Annotated in this window: 13 protein-coding genes; 2 read left to right on the forward strand and 11 right to left on the reverse strand. The window is 64.8% G+C overall.

Going from position 1 to position 17,022, the window contains the following annotated elements:
* Window positions 1-63: 63 nt before the first annotated feature.
* Window positions 64-1,194 (forward strand): glycoside hydrolase family 88 protein, encoded by a 1,131-nt coding sequence (locus tag ACN9MU_RS09325; RefSeq protein WP_426321880.1) that lies wholly within the window; start codon window positions 64-66, stop codon window positions 1,192-1,194.
* A 13-nt stretch (window positions 1,195-1,207) separates the two neighbouring features.
* Window positions 1,208-2,476: a DUF2264 domain-containing protein gene (locus tag ACN9MU_RS09330; RefSeq protein WP_426321882.1), complete on the forward strand. Its 1,269-nt coding sequence runs from the start codon at window positions 1,208-1,210 to the stop codon at window positions 2,474-2,476.
* Window positions 2,477-2,483: 7 nt separating this feature from the next.
* On the opposite strand, the gene ACN9MU_RS09335 is transcribed toward ACN9MU_RS09330, so the two are convergent.
* The 11 genes from ACN9MU_RS09335 to ACN9MU_RS09385 all read right to left on the reverse strand — a co-directional run bounded on the left by ACN9MU_RS09335 (window position 2,484) and on the right by ACN9MU_RS09385 (window position 16,986).
* Entirely contained in the window at window positions 2,484-3,431 is a 948-nt protein-coding gene (locus ACN9MU_RS09335) for a LysR substrate-binding domain-containing protein (protein WP_426169996.1), read from the reverse strand.
* A gap of 32 nt (window positions 3,432-3,463) precedes the next feature.
* Window positions 3,464-4,333, reverse strand: a complete 870-nt coding sequence (locus ACN9MU_RS09340) for an SMP-30/gluconolactonase/LRE family protein (RefSeq protein ID WP_426321884.1) — start codon at window positions 4,331-4,333, stop codon at window positions 3,464-3,466.
* The gene (locus tag ACN9MU_RS09345) at window positions 4,311-4,967 is read right to left on the reverse strand and encodes a 2-dehydro-3-deoxy-6-phosphogalactonate aldolase (RefSeq protein ID WP_426321886.1); all 657 of its coding nucleotides are present in this window, start codon (window positions 4,965-4,967) and stop codon (window positions 4,311-4,313) included. The genes ACN9MU_RS09340 and ACN9MU_RS09345 overlap by 23 nt, the downstream gene beginning before the upstream one ends.
* A 1-nt stretch (window position 4,968) precedes the next feature.
* Entirely contained in the window at window positions 4,969-5,919 is a 951-nt protein-coding gene (locus ACN9MU_RS09350) for a 2-dehydro-3-deoxygalactonokinase (RefSeq protein ID WP_426344465.1), read from the reverse strand.
* Window positions 5,913-7,061, reverse strand: a complete 1,149-nt coding sequence (dgoD, locus tag ACN9MU_RS09355; protein ID WP_426170006.1) for a galactonate dehydratase — start codon at window positions 7,059-7,061, stop codon at window positions 5,913-5,915. Before dgoD ends, ACN9MU_RS09350 begins: the two co-directional genes overlap by 7 nt.
* Before the next feature lie 102 nt (window positions 7,062-7,163).
* Window positions 7,164-9,533 (reverse strand): beta-galactosidase, encoded by a 2,370-nt coding sequence (locus ACN9MU_RS09360; protein WP_426344466.1) that lies wholly within the window; start codon window positions 9,531-9,533, stop codon window positions 7,164-7,166.
* Window positions 9,530-12,679, reverse strand: a complete 3,150-nt coding sequence (locus ACN9MU_RS09365; protein WP_426344467.1) for a glycoside hydrolase family 2 TIM barrel-domain containing protein — start codon at window positions 12,677-12,679, stop codon at window positions 9,530-9,532. The genes ACN9MU_RS09360 and ACN9MU_RS09365 overlap by 4 nt, the downstream gene beginning before the upstream one ends.
* A gap of 121 nt (window positions 12,680-12,800) precedes the next feature.
* On the reverse strand, window positions 12,801-14,894 hold the full coding sequence (locus tag ACN9MU_RS09370; RefSeq protein ID WP_426344468.1) for a TonB-dependent receptor plug domain-containing protein: 2,094 nt from the start codon (window positions 14,892-14,894) through the stop codon (window positions 12,801-12,803).
* A gap of 67 nt (window positions 14,895-14,961) precedes the next feature.
* A complete protein-coding gene (locus ACN9MU_RS09375) occupies window positions 14,962-15,297 on the reverse strand; it encodes a hypothetical protein (protein WP_426337189.1) in 336 nt (111 codons plus the stop codon).
* 58 nt (window positions 15,298-15,355) lie between these two features.
* Complete coding sequence (locus ACN9MU_RS09380; protein WP_426344469.1) at window positions 15,356-15,862, reverse strand: TlpA family protein disulfide reductase; 507 nt, start codon at window positions 15,860-15,862, stop codon at window positions 15,356-15,358.
* A gap of 2 nt (window positions 15,863-15,864) precedes the next feature.
* Window positions 15,865-16,986 carry a sialidase family protein gene (locus ACN9MU_RS09385; RefSeq protein ID WP_426344470.1) on the reverse strand — a complete coding sequence of 374 codons (1,122 nt, stop codon included), beginning with the start codon at window positions 16,984-16,986 and terminating at the stop codon, window positions 15,865-15,867.
* Window positions 16,987-17,022: the final 36 nt, after the last annotated feature.

A 17,022-nucleotide genomic window follows, 5' to 3' on the forward strand; every position in this document is an offset into this window, starting at 1 on the left:
GGTCTCCTTCGCCGAAGGCACGCAAGTGTCTTCGGCTTTTTTCGAATATGGACTATCGAAAACATGAAGCTAATCCACACAGTTTTTCTGTTTTTTGCGGCCGCTCTGGGCGGCTGCGCTTCCACACCGACGGCGCCGCAGCGGCAGGAAGTTGTCGGCATCATCGACAAGGTCAACACCTATTGGCAGTCCAACACGCCGGCCAGGGAATGGTCGTTCTGGAATGTGGCGGCCTACCACACCGGCAATATGGAGGCTTACCGCATCACCGGCAACCAGGCCTACCTGAAGTACTCGCTGGACTGGGCGCAGCATAACCAGTGGCAGGGCGCCAAATCGACCGACAAGGGACAGTGGAAGCTGACCTACGGCGAGACCGACGATCACGTGCTGTTCGGCGACTGGCAGATTTGCTTCCAGACTTACGCGGACCTGTACCAGCTCGACAAGGACCCGGCACGCATCGCCCGCGCCCGCGAGGTGATGGAGTACCAGATGTCTACCGTCCGCAACGATTACTGGTGGTGGGCGGATGGCCTGTATATGGTGATGCCGGTGATGACCAAGATGTACAACATCACGGGCAATCCGCAGTACCTGGAGAAGCTGCACGAGTATTTCCAGTATTCGAACAGCATCATGTACGACCAGGATGAAAAGCTGTACTACCGCGACGCACGCTACGTGTACCCGGCCCACAAGAGCGTCAACGGACGCAAGGACTTCTGGGCGCGCGGCGATGGCTGGGTGTTTGCCGGGATGGCGAAAGTGCTGCACGACCTGCCGAAGGACGCGCCGCATCGCGAGGAATACGTGCGCAAGTTCCAGGGCATGGCGGCGGCACTGAAGAAGGCGCAGCAGGCGGAGGGCTACTGGACGCGCAGCCTGCTCGATCCGCAGCATGCTCCTGGTCCCGAGACCAGCGGCACGGCCTTCTTCACTTACGGCTATTTGTGGGGCATCAATAATGGCCTGCTGGACCGCGCCGAATACGCGCCGGTCGCACTGAAGGGCTGGGGCTACCTGGCAAGCGTGGCACTGCAACCGGACGGCAAAATCGGCTATGTGCAGCCGATCGGCGATCGCGCCATTCCGGGGCAGGTGGTGGACAGGAATTCGACCGCACACTTCGGCGTCGGCGCATATTTGCTCGCGGCCGCCGAAATGGTGCGCTACATCGATAAAAGCAAATAGAAGGAGACACAGGATGGAACGACGTAATTTCATGCGCGGCCTGCTGGCTGGGGGAGCAGCGGCCGCAGCTCCGGCGATGGCTCTTGCGGCTGGCGCTGGCGCGGCTGCTGCTGGGGCGCCGGGCGGCGATCGCGCGTACATGGCCGGGCTGCTGCAAAAGATGGCCGATCCGGTGCTGGCCAGTATGTCAAAGGGGGAGCTGAAGAAGAAATTCGCCCTGGAACTTAGCCCTACCTGGGACGGCCGCGATTCCGGTGTGGCCTACCTGGAGTGCTTCGGCCGCCTGATCGCCGGCATGGCGCCCTGGCTGGCGCTTCCCGACGACGACAGCGCAGAAGGCCGCGCCCGCAAGCGCCTGCGCGAACAAGCCCTGCAAAGCTACACGCACTCCGTCGACCCGAAATCCCCGGATTACCTTTCGTGGAAAGTGCACGGGCAGACCCTGGTCGATTCCGCCTACTTCACCAATGCCCTGATGCGCGCGCCAAAAGCGCTGTGGGAGCCGCTGGACGCCGCCACCAAACAACGCATCATCGATGAAATCAAGGGCCTGCGCCGCATCGAGCCGCCGTACATCAACTGGATGCTGTTCGCGGCCATGAATGAGGCCTTCCTGCTCTCCATCGGCGAGCAGTACGACCCGATGCGCATGAACGTGGCGATCCGCAAGGTCAATGAATGGTATGTGGGCGATGGCTGGATCAAGGATGGCGAAACCTTCCACTTCGACTACTACAATTCCTTCGTGATGTATCCGATGCTCGTGGAGATCCTCGAAGTGCTCGCCCGGGCCAATGGGCCGTTCTGGAACGGCAAGCCGGCGGACCTGCTGGCGCAGGCGCAAAAGCGCATGCAGCGCTATGGCGAACACCTGGAACGTTTCATTTCGCCGCAGGGCACCTTCCCGCCGATCGGCCGCTCGCTGACTTACCGTACCGCCGCCTTCCAGCCGCTGGCGCTGCTCGCCTGGCGCAAGCAGTTGCCGGCCAGCCTGCCGGAAGGCCAGGTGCGCGCTGCGATGACGGGCGTGCACAAGGCGATCTGGACGGAGCCAAGCAATTTTACGAAAGAAGGCTACCTGACCATTGGCTTTGCGGGACACCAGCCGGAACTGGGCGACTGGTACTCGAACAACGGCAGCATGTATATCGCCGCATCGAGCTTCCTTGCGCTTGGCTTGCCAGCCGACGATTCGTATTGGACCTCGGCGGCGCAGGACTGGACGCAGAAGAAGGCCTTCGGGGGCAAGAAATTCCCGAAGGACTACCACGTCAGTTATTGAAGGAGACTTAACGCCGGTAGCGCGCCTGCGCGGCATCGCGCAGGGCTACCAGCATGGCTTCCGCGCCCGGCGACAAGCGGTGGCGCTTGCGGGTGACGATGCCGTACATGTCCATGCGCAGGCCAAGGTCCCAGGGCAGCACGGCCAGCAGGCCGGCATCCAGGTAGGGGCGCACGGTTTCCTCCGGCATGGCCGCGATCATGCGACTGCCGGGCAGCAGGTTGACCACCACCGGCATGGCCAGTGTTTCCACCACTTCGGTTGGCGGTTCCAGGCCTTGAGACAGGAACATCGATGTCAGGCGGTCGCGCAGGATACTGCCGGCCGGCGGCAGCACCCAGGGTTCGCGCGCCAGGTCGGCCAGTTGCAGGTCCTTGCGTCCCACGAAGGGATGGTCGGCTGCGGCGATCAGGCTATGCGGCTCGTCGGTGAGCGGCTCGAAATTGAACTCGGAAGCGACGTTGGAATCGAGCAGGCGCCCGATCACCAGGTCGAATTCGCCGGCACGCATGCGTTCGACAAGAATCTTGGAAGTGTCGACGGTAATCGATACCTGCACCTTGGCGGTGCGGTTCTTCAGCAGCTTGACGGCGTCGGTGACCAGGCCGGCGGAAGGCGTCAGCACCGTGCCAATGGAAACGCGGCCGGAAAGGCCCGAGACCAGTTCCATCACTTCCTGGTGCGCCGCATCCATTTCTGCCAGCGCGGTGCCGGCGCGCCGTATCATTACTTCGCCGTACCACGTCGGCACTACGCCTCGCGGCAGGCGCTCAAACAACTGGACGTTCAGTGCGTGTTCGATCTCGCCCAGCAGCTTGGATGCCGCGGGCTGGGTGAGGTTTGCCGCCTGTGCTGCATGCAGGATCGAGCGGTGCCGGCCCAATTCGACCAATAGCACCAGGTGGCGCGTTTTCAGGTGGGACCTTACAAATCGGTCCGAGCGTGGATCTGACATGCGGACAATAATAGGGCCGCTCCCCGGCAGCGTCAATCAGCGGCGTCGTCAAACAGGGACGGGGCCAATCCCTGCACGCCGGGTATCTCGATGGCGTGCAAGCCGCCGTCAAGGGCGCCTGCTGCCAGTTGTTCCAGCCCCAGTCCACCGAAGACCGGGCGCGAGGGTTGTGTTGCCGACAACGGCAGTTCGCGCAACGGCGTGCCGTCGGCGGTGAATTGCGCCAGGCGGCCGCGCCGTCCTTCTTCGCGCAGCGCAATCCATACGTTGCCGCCGGCATCCAGCGCCAGGCCGCCGGCACGGGCATCTCCCAGGCTGGCGAACCGTTTGATTCTACCGACTTCGGCACCTGCCGGGTCATACGTAGTTTCCAGTACTTCGCGGCCGTCGCCGCTGGCGAAGTACAGCGTGCCGCCATCGGGGCTGAAGCCGATTCCATGCGCGGCAACGACTGTCGGCAAGGCCAGCCGGCGCAGGCCGAAACGCCGCGAGAACTGGTAAAAGCTGCCGATGGGAGGAGAGTCGGGATTCAGGTTGGCAGTGCCGAGGACGAAGTTGCCGTGGCGGTCGGCACAGCCGTCGTTGATGCGAGTGCGTGCTTCGGCGGGATCGACGGCGGCGATGGCGAGGGGCAGGCGGCGCGCCAGTTTCAGGGCGCCCGGCGGGGTGCGTTCTGCCAGGTACAGCCATTTGTCGAGGCCAAGCAGCAGTTTGCCGCTGCGGCAGAAGGCGAATGCGGCAAGATGTTCCGGCAAGCGGCTGTTTTCCGGGGCGCCCTTGCCGCCCCAGGCCTTCAGGGCCGGCGTGGCGGCATCGCTCCACCACCAGCAGCTGTCGTGCCAGAGCAGTGCGCCAATGAGGGCGTTGGGCAGGAGCGTTTCAGGCTGGGCGTGCTGTTCCATCCTGCCTCCAGGCGGTGACGAAGGCGTTGGCTCGTTCGGCTACGGCTGCGGCATCCAGGCCTGGCTGGTACAGCGCCGAACCCAGGCCGAAGCCGCTGGCGCCGGCGGCACGCCAGGTGGCCATGCTGCCCGGCGTGACGCCGCCCACCGGCAGCAGCGGCAAGGCAGGCGGAAGCACGGCGCGCATGGCGCGCATGACAGTCGGCGTCACCAGTTCGGCTGGGAACAGCTTGAGCGCATCGGCGCCGGCGTGGGCGGCCGCGAAAGCTTCGGTCGGCGTGGCGGCGCCTGGTACGCAGAACATGCCGGCTGCCTTGGCGGCGCGGATCACGGACGTATCGGAATGCGGCATCACGATCAGCGCGCCACCGGCGTCGCGCACTTCCTGCACGGCGGTGGTAGTCAGGACGGTGCCTGCGCCCAGCACGGCGTCGGCCGGCAGGCTGCGCGCCAGGCGGGCAATGGAATCCAGCGGCTGCGGGGAGTTGAGCGGAACTTCGATCAGGCGGAAACCAGCTTCATACAGGGCGGCGCCGATGGCTTCCACCTCGTGCGGCTGGACGCCACGCAGGATGGCTACAAGGGGCAGCGTCTTGAAGGCGGTTTCGAAAGGTGTGGCGGAAGGTGCGGTCATCTCAATCCTTGAGCATGCCGGCGGCGCGTGCCAGGTGGTACAGGCCGGCGGGAGCGGTGTTATCGAGCAGCAGCGGCGCCGCGGCGTGGAAGCATTGCAGGGCAAGCGCGTAGCGCCGGCACAGGACCTGGCTGCCGACCAGTGCCAGCGGCGCACTCGCCAGGCCGGCCGCATCGCGCCAAGCCAGGCCGGCGCGCAGTTCGTGGCCGACCAGCAGGCCGGAAAGGTAATCAGCCAGGTCGCTGGCCGGCGCGCGGCCGGTGACGCCGAGGGTGCGTGCTGCAAAAATCTGGTGGCTCATGCCGAGATGGCCGTAATCGCGCGCGGCTTCGACGCCGGCGACGAAGGCATGTTCGGCGAAGGTTTCGCTGTCGCCCATCAGGCGGCCCAGCACGGAATGGGTGCGCAGCACGGCAAACAGTTCGCCCGTCATATGGGTCGCGAAGCGCATCAGGCGGCCGTCGTTCACCTGCGCCCATTTGGAATGGGTGCCGGGCATGACGATGCAGGATGCGTCGCGCAGCGCGGGTTGCAGCTGCAGGGCGCCAACCACCTGGGTTTCCTCCCCGCGCATCACGTCGGGCGGCAGGGCGCCGTCGTCGTACAGCATGCCGGGAACGATGCAGATTTCGGCGCCAGGGCTGGCCAGCATGCCGGCTGCCAGCGCGCCGGCGTTGGCGGGGCAGGCAGCGTATGGCACGTCGCGCCAGCCATGCTGGCTGCCGATCATGCCGCAGGCCAGAACCGGCAAGCGCGGATGCGCGGCCAGCCAGTCGCCGGCAATGCCGTCCAGCGCGGCTGCAAAGGCCGTCGCGCCGGACAGCGTGGACGCGCCTTTGCCGTTGCTGCGTTCCGCCAGCACTTTGCCGCCGGGGCCCAGCAGGAAGGCGCGCAGGCTGGTGCTGCCCCAGTCAAGGGCGAGCAGGCTGGCGGTGTTGGCGTTGCTTACCATTCCGCTACGCTGCCGTCAGGATGGCGCCACAGCGGATTGCTCCAGTCGGGCGCATTGCGGCTGGCTTCAATCACGCGCTGTTCGTCGACCACCACGCCCAGGCCCGGCTTGGGCAGCGGCTTGATGTAGCCGTTTTCGATCTTGAAGTCTTCCTTGTTCACCACGTAGTCGAGCAGCTCGCCGCCCTTGTTGTAGTGAATGCCCATGCTCTGCTCCTGCAGCACGGCGTTGTACGACACAAAGTCGACGTGCAGGCAGGCGGCCAGCGCCACCGGGCCAAGCGGACAATGCGGGGCCAGGGCAACGTCGTAAGCTTCCGCCATGCCGGCGATCTTCAGGCATTCGGAAATGCCGCCGGCGTGCGACAGGTCGGGCTGCACGATCGAAATGCCGCCGGCCTGGAAGACGTTCTTGAATTCGAAGCGCGAGAACATCCGTTCGCCGGCCGCCAGCGGGATCGAAGTCGATTCGGCCAGGCGCGGATAGTACTCGGCCTGTTCCGCCAGCACAGGTTCTTCGACGAACAGGGGACGGTAAGGTTCCAGTTCGCGCAGCAGCACCTTGGCCATCGGCGCGGCGACGCGGCCGTGGAAGTCGATGCCGAATTCGATCTGGTTGCCGAAGGCTTCGCGGATCTCGGCGATACGGGTGACGGCGGCATCCACGGCGGCGGAACTTTCGATGATGCCGAATTCCTCGGTGCCGTTCATCTTGAAGGTATCGAAGCCTGCTTCGCGCAGGGTCTTGATGCCGGCGATGACGTCGGCCGGGCGGTCGCCGCCTACCCAGCTATAGGTCTTCATGCGGTCGCGCACCAGGCCGCCCAGCAGCTCGTACACCGGCACCCCGAGGGCCTTGCCCTTGATGTCCCACAGCGCCTGGTCGATGCCGGCGATGGCGCTCATCAGGATGGCGCCGCCGCGGTAAAAGCCGCCGCGGTACATGACCTGCCACAGGTCGTTGATGCGGCGCGGGTCCTGGCCCACCAGGTATTGCGAGAACTCGTGGACGGCGGTTTCCACGGTACGTGCCTTGCCTTCGATGACCGGTTCGCCCCAACCGACTACGCCTTCGTCTGTTTCAATCTTGAGCAGCATCCAGCGCGGTGGAATGCGGTAGGTGGTCAGTTTTGTGATCTTCATTTTTGTTCGTTTGTGAAGTGGTAAGGCAAGTCTATCTTGGCGAGCTAGTTCAGAAATATGAGAAATTTATCGTCTTGTATATCGATTGGGCATAACGCCGACTTATTCCCCCGGGTCCACCAGCTGCGCGCCAACGTAGGCGTTGAAGCGCTTGATGCGGCCCGTCACCTTGTCGTCGCCCTGGCGCGGCGTATAGCGGATGCCGGCCACTTCGACGGTCTTCTCGAGGTCGATCACCAGGCGGTGCGGGTGGGTTGGCGCCGGGGTCTTGCCTGCGAACGCGGTGTGCCAGAAATCGCTGGCCTGGCCGTTGATGGCATTCAGCGCCTGCCCGTCTTCGCGCTTGCCTTCCTCGCTGCTCACGTAGGCGATGGTCCAGGCGGACTGGTTGATCGGCTGGCCCTTGGCGTCCAGCAGCGAGATTTCGGCCACGGCCGCGTATTGCTTACCGTCGAAGGCATCCAGCGATTCGAGGCAGAACTGGCGCCCGCTGACCGGGGCGGCGAAGCGCACGTCCTGCGTGGCGCTGCCGGGCTGGAACTGGCCACTGTAGGCAGGCGTGACGCCTTCCAGCTTGGGCTTGGCCTTGTTCGGAGGGCGGGGCAGGTCGCGTTCCGGTTGCAGGCGGTCGAGAATCGGGGTTTCCAGGCCGCGCAATTCGGCGCGCTGCGGGCCGGTCAGGTCAAGCACCACGACTTCATTGCGGCCCCGTTTCAGCCATGGGCCGGGCAGGTACATGGTTTGCGTCGGGCCGATGCTCCAGTAGCGGCCCAGGCAGCGGCCGTTGATCCAGACAACGCCCTGGCCCCAGGCCGACATGTCGAGGAAGGTATCGGCGGTTTTGGCCGCGTCGAAACTGCCGCGCCAGAAGGCGGGCCCGCGCGCGCGCTGCTGTTTCCATTGCAGCGGCGGCAGCACGCCGTCGGCGTCGAAGTCGATGGCGCGGATTTCCCAGTTTTCCAAGGCGACCGGCGCGGCGCCTTTCGGCTGGTATTGCACCGGGCCGTGCAAACCTTTGCGGTCGTGCACTTCGGGACCGAAATTGACGCGGGCAATGGTGTACAGCAGGATTTCCAGCGTGGCGGGCTTGTCGCGCGCGGGCAGGTCGATGCTGAAGCGGCGGTGCCGGGTGTCGAAGGTCCCGGCCAGCTTGCCGTCGACATGTACCCAGGCCAGGTCGCGCACCTTTGCGGCGGTCAGCTTGCCGGCCGGGCCGGCAGGCAGGGTAACGCGGTAGGACACCATGCCGCGGCTGATGTCGTATTGCTCGATCGGCTGCGGCGATTTGTCGCGTATCGCTTCCTGCGGCAGGCTGGCGAAGACCGCAGCCGATTCCTTGAGCGTAAAGGCGGGAATCGCCATCACAGGCTGGCGCGCCGGTGGCGAAGGCAGTGTTTCGCCGGGCTGCAGGAACGGCTCGATGCCTTTGCGGTAGGCCTGGAATTTTTCGCCGGTCCATCCCGCTTCGCCGATCGGGGCGTCGTAGTCGTAGCTGCTGGTGTCGGGGCGGAAGGGACGGTCGCAGCCGCCCCACAGGCCGAAGGTGGTGCCGCCATGCGCCATGTACAGGCTGAAGGAGCCGCCCACTTTCAGCATCTGCTGGATATCGGCTACGGCCTTGGTGGCGGCGCCGCGGCGGTGCGGGTTACCCCAGGTATCGAACCAGCCGGAATAGTATTCGCCGCACATCAGCGGGCCTTGCTGCACGGCTTTCAGTGCCTTGAAGCCTGCATCGGGATCGGTGCCGAAGTTCGCTACCGAGAACAGTTCCGGGATATGGGTGCGTGAGACGGCATTGGTCGGATTGCACTGGAATAGCGGCACGTCGAACTGGGCGTCGAGCAGGGCCTGGCGCATGCCGCGCATGTATTCCAGATCGTCGCTGAAGAAGCCATATTCGTTTTCGACCTGCACCATCAGGATAGGGCCGCCGCGCGTGACCTGCTGCCCACCCAGCACGCGGCCGACTTCCGCCAGCCAGCGCTTGGCCGGCTTCATGAAGGCTTCGTCGCGGGTGCGCAGGAAGGCGTCGCTGCTGCTCTTTTTCAGCAGCCACCAGGGCAGGCCGCCCATCTCCCATTCGGCGCAGGCGTAAGGGCCGGGGCGCAGAATGACCCACAAGCCCTCCTGTTGCGCCAGGCGGCAGAATTCGGCGGCGTCGCGCTGGCCGCCCCAGTCGTAGCGGCCTTCGCGCCATTCGTGGTAGTTCCAGAACAGGTAGGCGCAGACGGTGTTCAGGCCCATGGCCTTGATGGCTTTCAGGCGGTGCTGCCAGTATTCGCGCGGCACGCGGGCGAAGTGCATTTCTCCGCAGCGGATCTGCAGCGGTTTCCCGTCGAGCAGGAAATCGTCCTTGCCGATGCTGAAGCGCGCGCTGGCGGCAGCATGCACGGTGGCGGACATGGGCAGCAAGGCAGCGCCGGCGCTTGCTGCGGCGCCGGCCAGGACGCGGCGGCGGGTTTGGTTTGTCATTGCGCGGCTCCTTGCGGCGTGATGGTGAACTGGTAGGTGGTTGGCTCCAGCTTGATGCGGTATTGCGTGTGCGGACGGCCTACCTGGCTCCAGCCGGTGTCGCCGCCTACGCCGGTCTGCACCGCGTCAACCAGCAGCGAGCCGTCGCCGTGCGGGCGGATGTCGGAACTATGCCAGGTGCCGCGCGGGCGCGGGTACAGGTCCTCGTATGGGAATGGCAGGGCGTTGACCGAGAGCGCCTGCGTGCCGCGCAGTTGCAGGCCGCTGCCGCCACCTTTCAGCGTCAGCCAGCGCACGCCGGTCTTGTTGCCGCTTTCCTGTGGACGGATGTAGTTGTGGTACTGGTCGGCCAGCTTGCCGCTGTATCGGCCAAGCGGCGCGCCGGTGATGCGGTCGCTATACGATTCCTGTGGGCCGCGGCCATACCATTCCACCGTGTCCAGGGAAGGATTGCTGTCGAAGCGCATGCCGATGCGCAGCGGGTCCGGCAGGTCGCCGCGCAGTGGGGCGAAGGTGGCGGTAACCTGCACGGCGCCCTTGCTGTCCATGCGGTAGGTGGCGTCCCAGCGCGCGGAGCCGGCGCCGAAGATGTATTCGATGCGCACGCCGTCTTTCAGGACATCGAAGGAGCGCACGTTGCGTTCCTCGCTGAACTGCTTCCAGATGGTATGGGTTTTGTTGAGGCCAGTGCCGAGGTCGTTCTCCGTCAGCGCGCGCCAGAAGTAGGGCATGCCGCCGGCCAGCAATTGCTTGCCGCCTGCAGAGTAGGCCAGCTTGCCGCTAGCCGCATCGACCTCCAGCACTGAGCCTCCCGCGCGCAGCTCGACGCTGTTCCCGGCGCGTACGGGCACAACCCAGGCGCCGTTGCCCGCCGTAACGGCGGCAGCGGTTGGCGACTGCAGCACGAACTGGCTGAAGCCGAGCACCATGCCGGCCGGAACGCCGCGAATGGCGCCGTCGCGGGCCTTGGCGCGCAGCGTCAGCACGTACTCGAAGCGCGGATCGCGTTCCAGCCTCGGCAAGTTCAACGATACATCGGCAGACGTCTGTGCGGCTGCCTTGACGCCAGCAAGCGATCCGCCCGCGACTTGCGTGCCGTCGCGCGCAATCGACCAGTCAAAGTCGAACCCGGACAGGTCTGCGAAATCATAGCGGTTGACGACTTTCAGGCGCCCGGACGCCGGATCGCCTTCAAAGACCACCGGCGAGTAAACCTTTTGCACCTCGTAATACTCAGGATCGGGCGTGCGGTCCGCCTGCACCAGGCCATCGCCGACTTCCGACATGTCCTTGCGCGGATTCGGGCCGTAGTCTTCGCCCTGCGCCCAGTAGCTGCGGCCCTGCTTATCCTTGAGCAGCATGGCCTGGTCCACCCAGTCCCAGATAAAGCCGCCCTGCAGCTTGCGGTGCGAGCGGATCACCTGCCAGTAGTCTTCAAAGTTGCCGAGGCTATTGCCCATCGCATGCGCATACTCGCACTGGATCATCGGCTGCTTGTAGCGTGGGTCCTGCGCGTAGTCGATCATTTTTTCGATCGGGTCATACATCGGCGCGTAGATGTCGACGTAATCGTTCGGCAAATGCTCCTCGCCGATGGTGCCATGACCAAGGTAGCTGATCAGGCGTTCCGGATCCTGTTCCCGGATCCATTTGGCCGCGTTCTCGAAGTTCGGCCCGGTGCCCGCCTCGTTCCCCAGCGACCACAGGATCACGCTCGGGTGGTTGCGGTCGCGCTGTACCATGCGGCTCACGCGGTCCAGGTGGGCGGCCGCCCAGTGCGGCTGGTAGCCCAGCTGGATCTTTTCGCGCTGGCCGGGGATGTTGCGCGCGTGGTCGCCCATGCCCATGTACTCGTGCGACTCGATGTTTGCTTCGTCCATCACGTACAGGCCGTACTCGTCCGCCAGGTCGTACCAGCGCGGATCGTTCGGGTAATGCGAAGTGCGGACTGCATTGATATTGGCCTGCTTCATCAGCTCTATGTCCTTGCGCATCGACTCTTCCGACATGACGTGGAAGGTGTGGGGATCGTGCTCATGGCGGTTGACGCCCTTGATCATGATGCGCTTGCCGTTGATGCGCACTTCGCCGTCCTTCACCTCCACGGTGCGGAAGCCGACCATGCGCGAGGTGGAGGACACCAGCGCGCCCTTCGCATCATGGAATTCGAGCAGCAGGCGGTACAGGTTGGGCGCCTCGGCCGACCATTGGCGCACGCCGGGCACGGTGCCGCGCAGCGGCGCAGCCTTGCCGCCGTGGACGCCGCTTTCGAGCGACAGCACGGCCTTGTCGCCGTCCAGCAAGGTGGCGGTCAGCTTGCCCTGTGCGGCGCCCGTGAATTCAGGCTGCAGGGTCAATTCGCCGTCGCGGTAGGCGGCCTTGTCCAGGGTGGCGCGCACCACGTAGTCGCGCAGGTGGGCCTTCTGCTCGGCATACAGGTAGACGCTGCGTTCGATGCCGGAAACGCGCCAGAAGTCCTGGTCCTCAAGGTAGGAGCCGTCCGCGAAACGATACAGCTCGATGGCGATCGTATTGCTGCCGGGGCGCAGGAAGCGCGTCAGCTTGAACTCCGACGGCAGCTTGGAGTCTTCCGAGTAGCCGACCCGCTGGCCGTTGACCCAGATGTAGTAGGCGGCGCCGGCCGCGCCGATGTGCAGGAAGACATCGCGCCCATCCCAGTTGGCCGGCAGGTCGAAGTTGCGGCGATAGGATCCAACCTCGTTCATGCTGTGCAGGATGTACGGCTGGTTGGGCGGGAAAGGGTAGTCGCTGTTGTTGAACAGGGGCTGGCCGTAGCCCTGCGCCTGCATCATGCCAGGCACCTGGATGGTTTTCCAGCGGCTCACGTCGAAGCCGGGCTTGTAGAAATCGACCGGCCGCGATTCCGGATTGCGGGAGTAGGCGAACGACCAGGTGCCGTCCAGCGAGAGGTAATACTGCGAAGCCGCCTTGTCGCCCTTCAGCGCAAGGTCGCGCCGTTCGAAGTTGAAGAAGGTGGTTTTCATCGGCTCGCGGTTCACTTGAACCACTTCCGGTTGCTCCCATTCGGCATACTTGCTTGCGGGAGCGGCGCTGGCGGCCAGGGGGAAGGCTGTCGCCAGCGCACTGGCCAGGGCCAGCAGGGCGGGGAGTCGCGGTGTCGTCATTGGTGCTTGTCTCGTAGTTTTGTGTGTTGGACGGTATCCGGCAGCACAATCCTACGGTTGGCAGCAATAGCTTACCAATGGCTTATTTCGCGGCTCCTATATCGGTTTGATATACCGATCCCTACAACTTGAAGGTCAGGCCGGCATACACCGAACGCCCCATGCCGCGCACCCCGATTCCATAGGGAACGCCGTTCAGCGCCATGGTCATGCCCTGGCCGACATAGGCCCCGCCCAAAGGCAGGTCGTAACGGCGGTCGAACAGGTTTTCCACGCCAAAGTCGAGCTCCACCTTGTTCCACGCATAACTGGTGCGCAGGGCGGCCAGGGCGTAGCCGCCGGTGCGCAGTTCGTTGTGCAGCGACGAGACGCGGTCCTTGGCCTTGACGGCCCGCAGTTCCAGCGCGTTGCTCCACGCACCGAGGCGATGGTTCAGCGCCAGGCCGGTGTTCAGCGGCATCATGTTGTACAGGTTGTCGCCCGTGCTGCGGTTTTCGCCGCGCACGTAGTTGACCAGCATGTCTCCCGACAGCGTGCCGTAGCTGCCCGAGGCCAGCGCCGCGTGCGCCGACACCTCGGTGCCGTACAGCTTCCCATCGACGTTGGCAAAGCGCAGGTTGACGAAGGCGCCGGCCTTGCAGGTGGTGAGGCAGCGCGCGTCGATGTAGTCATCGACCCTGGTGTAGTACGGGGAGATGGCGAACGACCATTTTTCCTGCGCCGGATCGTGCCATTCGATGCTGCCTGTGGCCATGTGCGCCGTTTCCGGACGCAGCGACGGGTCGCCGACATAGCCGTTGCCGTCGCCGGCGATATTCACCATGGCCATCGCCATGCCGCCGGTGGACCAGGTATAGCGCTCGTACAGGTTCGGTGAGCGGGTCTTGCGGGCGTAGCCGAATTTGACCGTCATGTCCTGGGAGGGCACGTAGCGCGCCTGGGCGGTCAGGTCCAGGTTATGGTCGTTGCGTTTGCGGTCAAGGGCGTTGAAGACCGATGCATCCTTGCTGTAGCCGGCGTTATAGCCCTGCACCGTGCCGGTGTCGCTGGTCACCAGTTCGCCGCGCACGCCGAATTGCGTGAACCAGGCCGGATTCCAGCGGCGGTCCCATTCGGCGAAGGCGCCCAGGCGGTCGCGCTGGCCGTCGCGGATGTTCCAGAACGTGTCCGGCGCCATTCCGCCGCCTGAGGGATCCCACCAGTCGTCGAGCCGGTAGCGGCGATAGTCGGCGCCGACGCGCAAGGTGTCGGGCTGCGACAGCGGGATGGTGGCTTTTACCGAAACGCCGGTGTTCTTGCCTTCGGTATCCATCGGCATGCCGGGGATGTTCTTCTTCGCGCCGTACCAGAATTGCTTGTCCGGGCCGAAGTTCATGGCGTGGCGGGTGTGTTCGTGGTAGGCGCGGCCTTCCAGCGTGCCCCAGCCGAAGCGCTCAAGGTAGCGCAGGTTGACCTGTTCGCTGTCGTTGCGGGTGAGGTCCATACGCTGGTTGGGGAAGCCCTGGTAGGGCATGCGCTGCAGGCCGAGCTTGAGCTCCAGCAGGCGCGCTTCGGAACGCATGGCCAGGGTTAATGAATGGTTGCGGGATTCGTAGGCGGAGGAGCCGATTTTTTTGCCGTCGCCATCTTCGTAGTTATGGGCCTTGATCGCGGCGCCGCGATAACTGGCGGAGAACGTGTCGCTGGCCATGGTGGCTGCCAGGCTGGCGTCGCGCACATTGCCGTTGCTGCGGTAGACGAAAGTGGCCTGGCCTTCAAGCAGTTGCGCGCCGGCTTCGGCGAACTTGGGGTCGGCGGAGCGCACGCGGATGGTGCCGCCGATGCTGTCGCCGCCAACGCTGACGGGCGTAATGCCAGGCAGGACCTGGATCGATTCGACTTGCGATGGCGCGATGTAGGACAGCGCGGGATTCATGTGGTTGGCGCAAGCCGAGACCAGATCCATGCCGTCGACCTGGATGCGCAGGCGGTCGTCAGCCAGGCCGCGGATCGACGGCAGGCCGGACACGCCGCCGCCGCTGACCATGCTGACGCCGGCCACGGATTGCAGCAGGTTTGCGGTATCGCTGGGGAAGCCTTTCTTGCTGACGTCTACTTGCATGACGTCGGGATTGGTGCCGGTGATGATGACGCTGGGGAGGGTGGTTTGCGCGTAGCAGGGAAGGGCGGTGGCAACAGACATTGCAAGCAGGTGCTTGCGTAACTGCGGATTCATTTTTATTCTCCGGTGTGACGAGTCGTGCGCCGCCGGGGGCGGCGGCGCATTGGAATAAGAGCAGGTGTCACACTGCGGATGGAGGCCCTCGCGCCAGGTGCGGCAGATGGGATTCGCCATCGTACTGCGCCGCGATGATGGCGGTCCGAGGACCTGTGAGGTCATGCGGTGCGGGAGCAGAGGGCTTGCTGTAGCCGGGAGCCATGGCCAGTGCGCCGCACAGCGTGCACTGGGTGAAGCAGTCCGCCATCCCATGTTGGTCGTGGCCTTCATGATGTTCAGCGCATGCAGCGTGATCCATCATCGGCATCGCTACCTGCGCTGCGGCTGCGTAGCCTTGCAGTGCTACATACAGCAGCAACAGCAGTGTTACGAAGCGGCGAGTGGTGCGGTGCGAGAACATGTGCCCATCGTAGCGATTGGGCTGTTGTCAAACCATGAACTCGGTCAAGTTTTTGCGATCAGCGCATTTTCTCGATCAAGGCCGGCGTGATAACACCGGAGTGGGCCACACGCTGGCCCTGTGCGTCGTACCAGTAGCTGCGCGGTTTCTCGCCGCGCCAGCGTGGATCGATGGCGTAGCGCAGGCGTTCCGGGGCAAGGCCTCCGAAGCTCCAGGCATCGGCCAGCAAGTCGATGCCGGACAGGCGCTTTGCCACCAGTTGCGACAGCGCTGCATCGGACAGCGGGTCGGTGGTGATGGTGACGATGTCGAAGCCAGGATTGGCGGCGCGTGCTTTGGACAGGACGTCCAGGCTGTGCTGGCAGAATTCGCAATCCATGGACCAGACCAGGACCACGAAAGGCTTGCCTTTGTGGCTGGCCGCGATCTGCTCCACGCTTTGCGGTGCGAAGGCTTTCAGGCCCGCATTGCCGGCGGCGTAGGCGCTGGGGGATGCCGCCAGGGCGGAAAGGGCGGCGATGGCAGTCGCCACGACTGCGGCGGCCAGGGGATGGAGCATTTTCATGATCATTCCTCGAGTTTGCGAACAACGATGCCTTCATCGGCGGTGCGCCACAGCAGCCAGAGTTCGGCGCCGCGGCGCATGATGTGGGGATGGTCGGAACTGCCCTCGGTGGTGGCGACGGTGTGCTTGCTCCAGCTTGCGCCGCCATCGGGCGATACCTGCGCGTGGACGCCGGTTGCCGTGCCGTCGAACTCTTTCCAGACGACGGCGACACGCTGGCCGGCTGCCGCAACCTCCGCGTGTTCCGCCTGCGGGCCGCCAAGGCGCATCAACTGTCCGTTCCCGGAATAGAACGCGCCGCCTTCATAACCGGCCGCGCTGAACCAGGCCTGGTGGCGCTGGCCCTTGGAATCGAAAGCCAGCGACGGGCCGTGATGCGGGCAGGCGTCGATCTTCCAGCCGTCCTCCGTAGCGCGCGCCGGCGCGGCTGGTTTGCCGTTGGCCGGCAGCCAGGCTACGGCATGGTCGCGGATATTCGGCTCGAAAATATGGCGCCACATGGCGGCGACCCGTCCATCCGGCGCCACGGCGGTGGCGATGCGGCAGCATTCGCAGGTGTGGTCGGCCAGCTTGGCGTCTTCGCCGAAACTGGCCCCGCCGTCGGTGGAGACGGCGTAATAGATGGCGATACCCCGGTAGGGGCGCTGGGCGGCCTGGGCGGCGTCCTTGTCGCGCTGGTCCAGCCAGGCCAGGAAAATGCGGCCCTGAGGGTCGACCTGGATGTCGTCGAAGCGGTGGCCGATCGGGGCGCGGTCGCGCTGCACGGTGTACGGGGGCGAAAAAGTCCGCCCGCCGTCCAGTGAACGGGTGAAGCGGATGTTGCCGGTGTGGCGTTTGCCCAACGTTTGGGTGTAGCTCAGATAGAGCTGGCCTTGGGGGCCGAAGGCGATCTTGGGGCGCGCTTCGCCGTTCGCCTCCACCGTTTCCGGCTTGGGCAAAACCAGGCGCGGCGGGGTCCAGCTGCGGCCCTCGTCGGCGCTCGATTGCAGCACGATGCCGTTGTCGCCAGTGTGCGCCACCCACAAGCGGCCCTGCTGGTCAAAGGCCCCCGAGGTTCCGAGGGTGGAAGCGGCAAGGGCCGCCAGGAGTGTCAGGTTCATGGTCTGGAGGGCGAGAAGGGTCACTGCCAGTCATAATCCTGCATTTTCCTTACCTCTTTC

The organism is Pseudoduganella sp. R-32, from assembly GCF_049913245.1.
Taxonomy (GTDB): Bacteria; Pseudomonadota; Gammaproteobacteria; order Burkholderiales; family Burkholderiaceae_D; genus Rugamonas.

Excerpts from the sequence above, each read along its gene's own strand:
- ACN9MU_RS09365 (WP_426344467.1), bottom strand. The coding sequence starts at position 12,679 with ATGACGACACCGCGACTCCCCGCCCTGCTGGCCCTGGCCAGTGCGCTG.
- ACN9MU_RS09360 (WP_426344466.1), bottom strand. The coding sequence starts at position 9,533 with ATGACAAACCAAACCCGCCGCCGCGTCCTGGCCGGCGCCGCAGCAAGC.
- ACN9MU_RS09330 (WP_426321882.1), top strand. The coding sequence starts at position 1,208 with ATGGAACGACGTAATTTCATGCGCGGCCTGCTGGCTGGGGGAGCAGCG.
- ACN9MU_RS09380 (WP_426344469.1), bottom strand. The coding sequence starts at position 15,862 with ATGAAAATGCTCCATCCCCTGGCCGCCGCAGTCGTGGCGACTGCCATC.
- ACN9MU_RS09345 (WP_426321886.1), bottom strand. The coding sequence starts at position 4,967 with ATGACCGCACCTTCCGCCACACCTTTCGAAACCGCCTTCAAGACGCTG.
- ACN9MU_RS09325 (WP_426321880.1), top strand. The coding sequence starts at position 64 with ATGAAGCTAATCCACACAGTTTTTCTGTTTTTTGCGGCCGCTCTGGGC.
- ACN9MU_RS09375 (WP_426337189.1), bottom strand. The coding sequence starts at position 15,297 with ATGTTCTCGCACCGCACCACTCGCCGCTTCGTAACACTGCTGTTGCTG.
- ACN9MU_RS09370 (WP_426344468.1), bottom strand. The coding sequence starts at position 14,894 with ATGAATCCGCAGTTACGCAAGCACCTGCTTGCAATGTCTGTTGCCACC.
- dgoD (WP_426170006.1), bottom strand. The coding sequence starts at position 7,061 with ATGAAGATCACAAAACTGACCACCTACCGCATTCCACCGCGCTGGATG.
- ACN9MU_RS09335 (WP_426169996.1), bottom strand. The coding sequence starts at position 3,431 with ATGTCAGATCCACGCTCGGACCGATTTGTAAGGTCCCACCTGAAAACG.
- ACN9MU_RS09350 (WP_426344465.1), bottom strand. The coding sequence starts at position 5,919 with ATGGTAAGCAACGCCAACACCGCCAGCCTGCTCGCCCTTGACTGGGGC.
- ACN9MU_RS09340 (WP_426321884.1), bottom strand. The coding sequence starts at position 4,333 with ATGGAACAGCACGCCCAGCCTGAAACGCTCCTGCCCAACGCCCTCATT.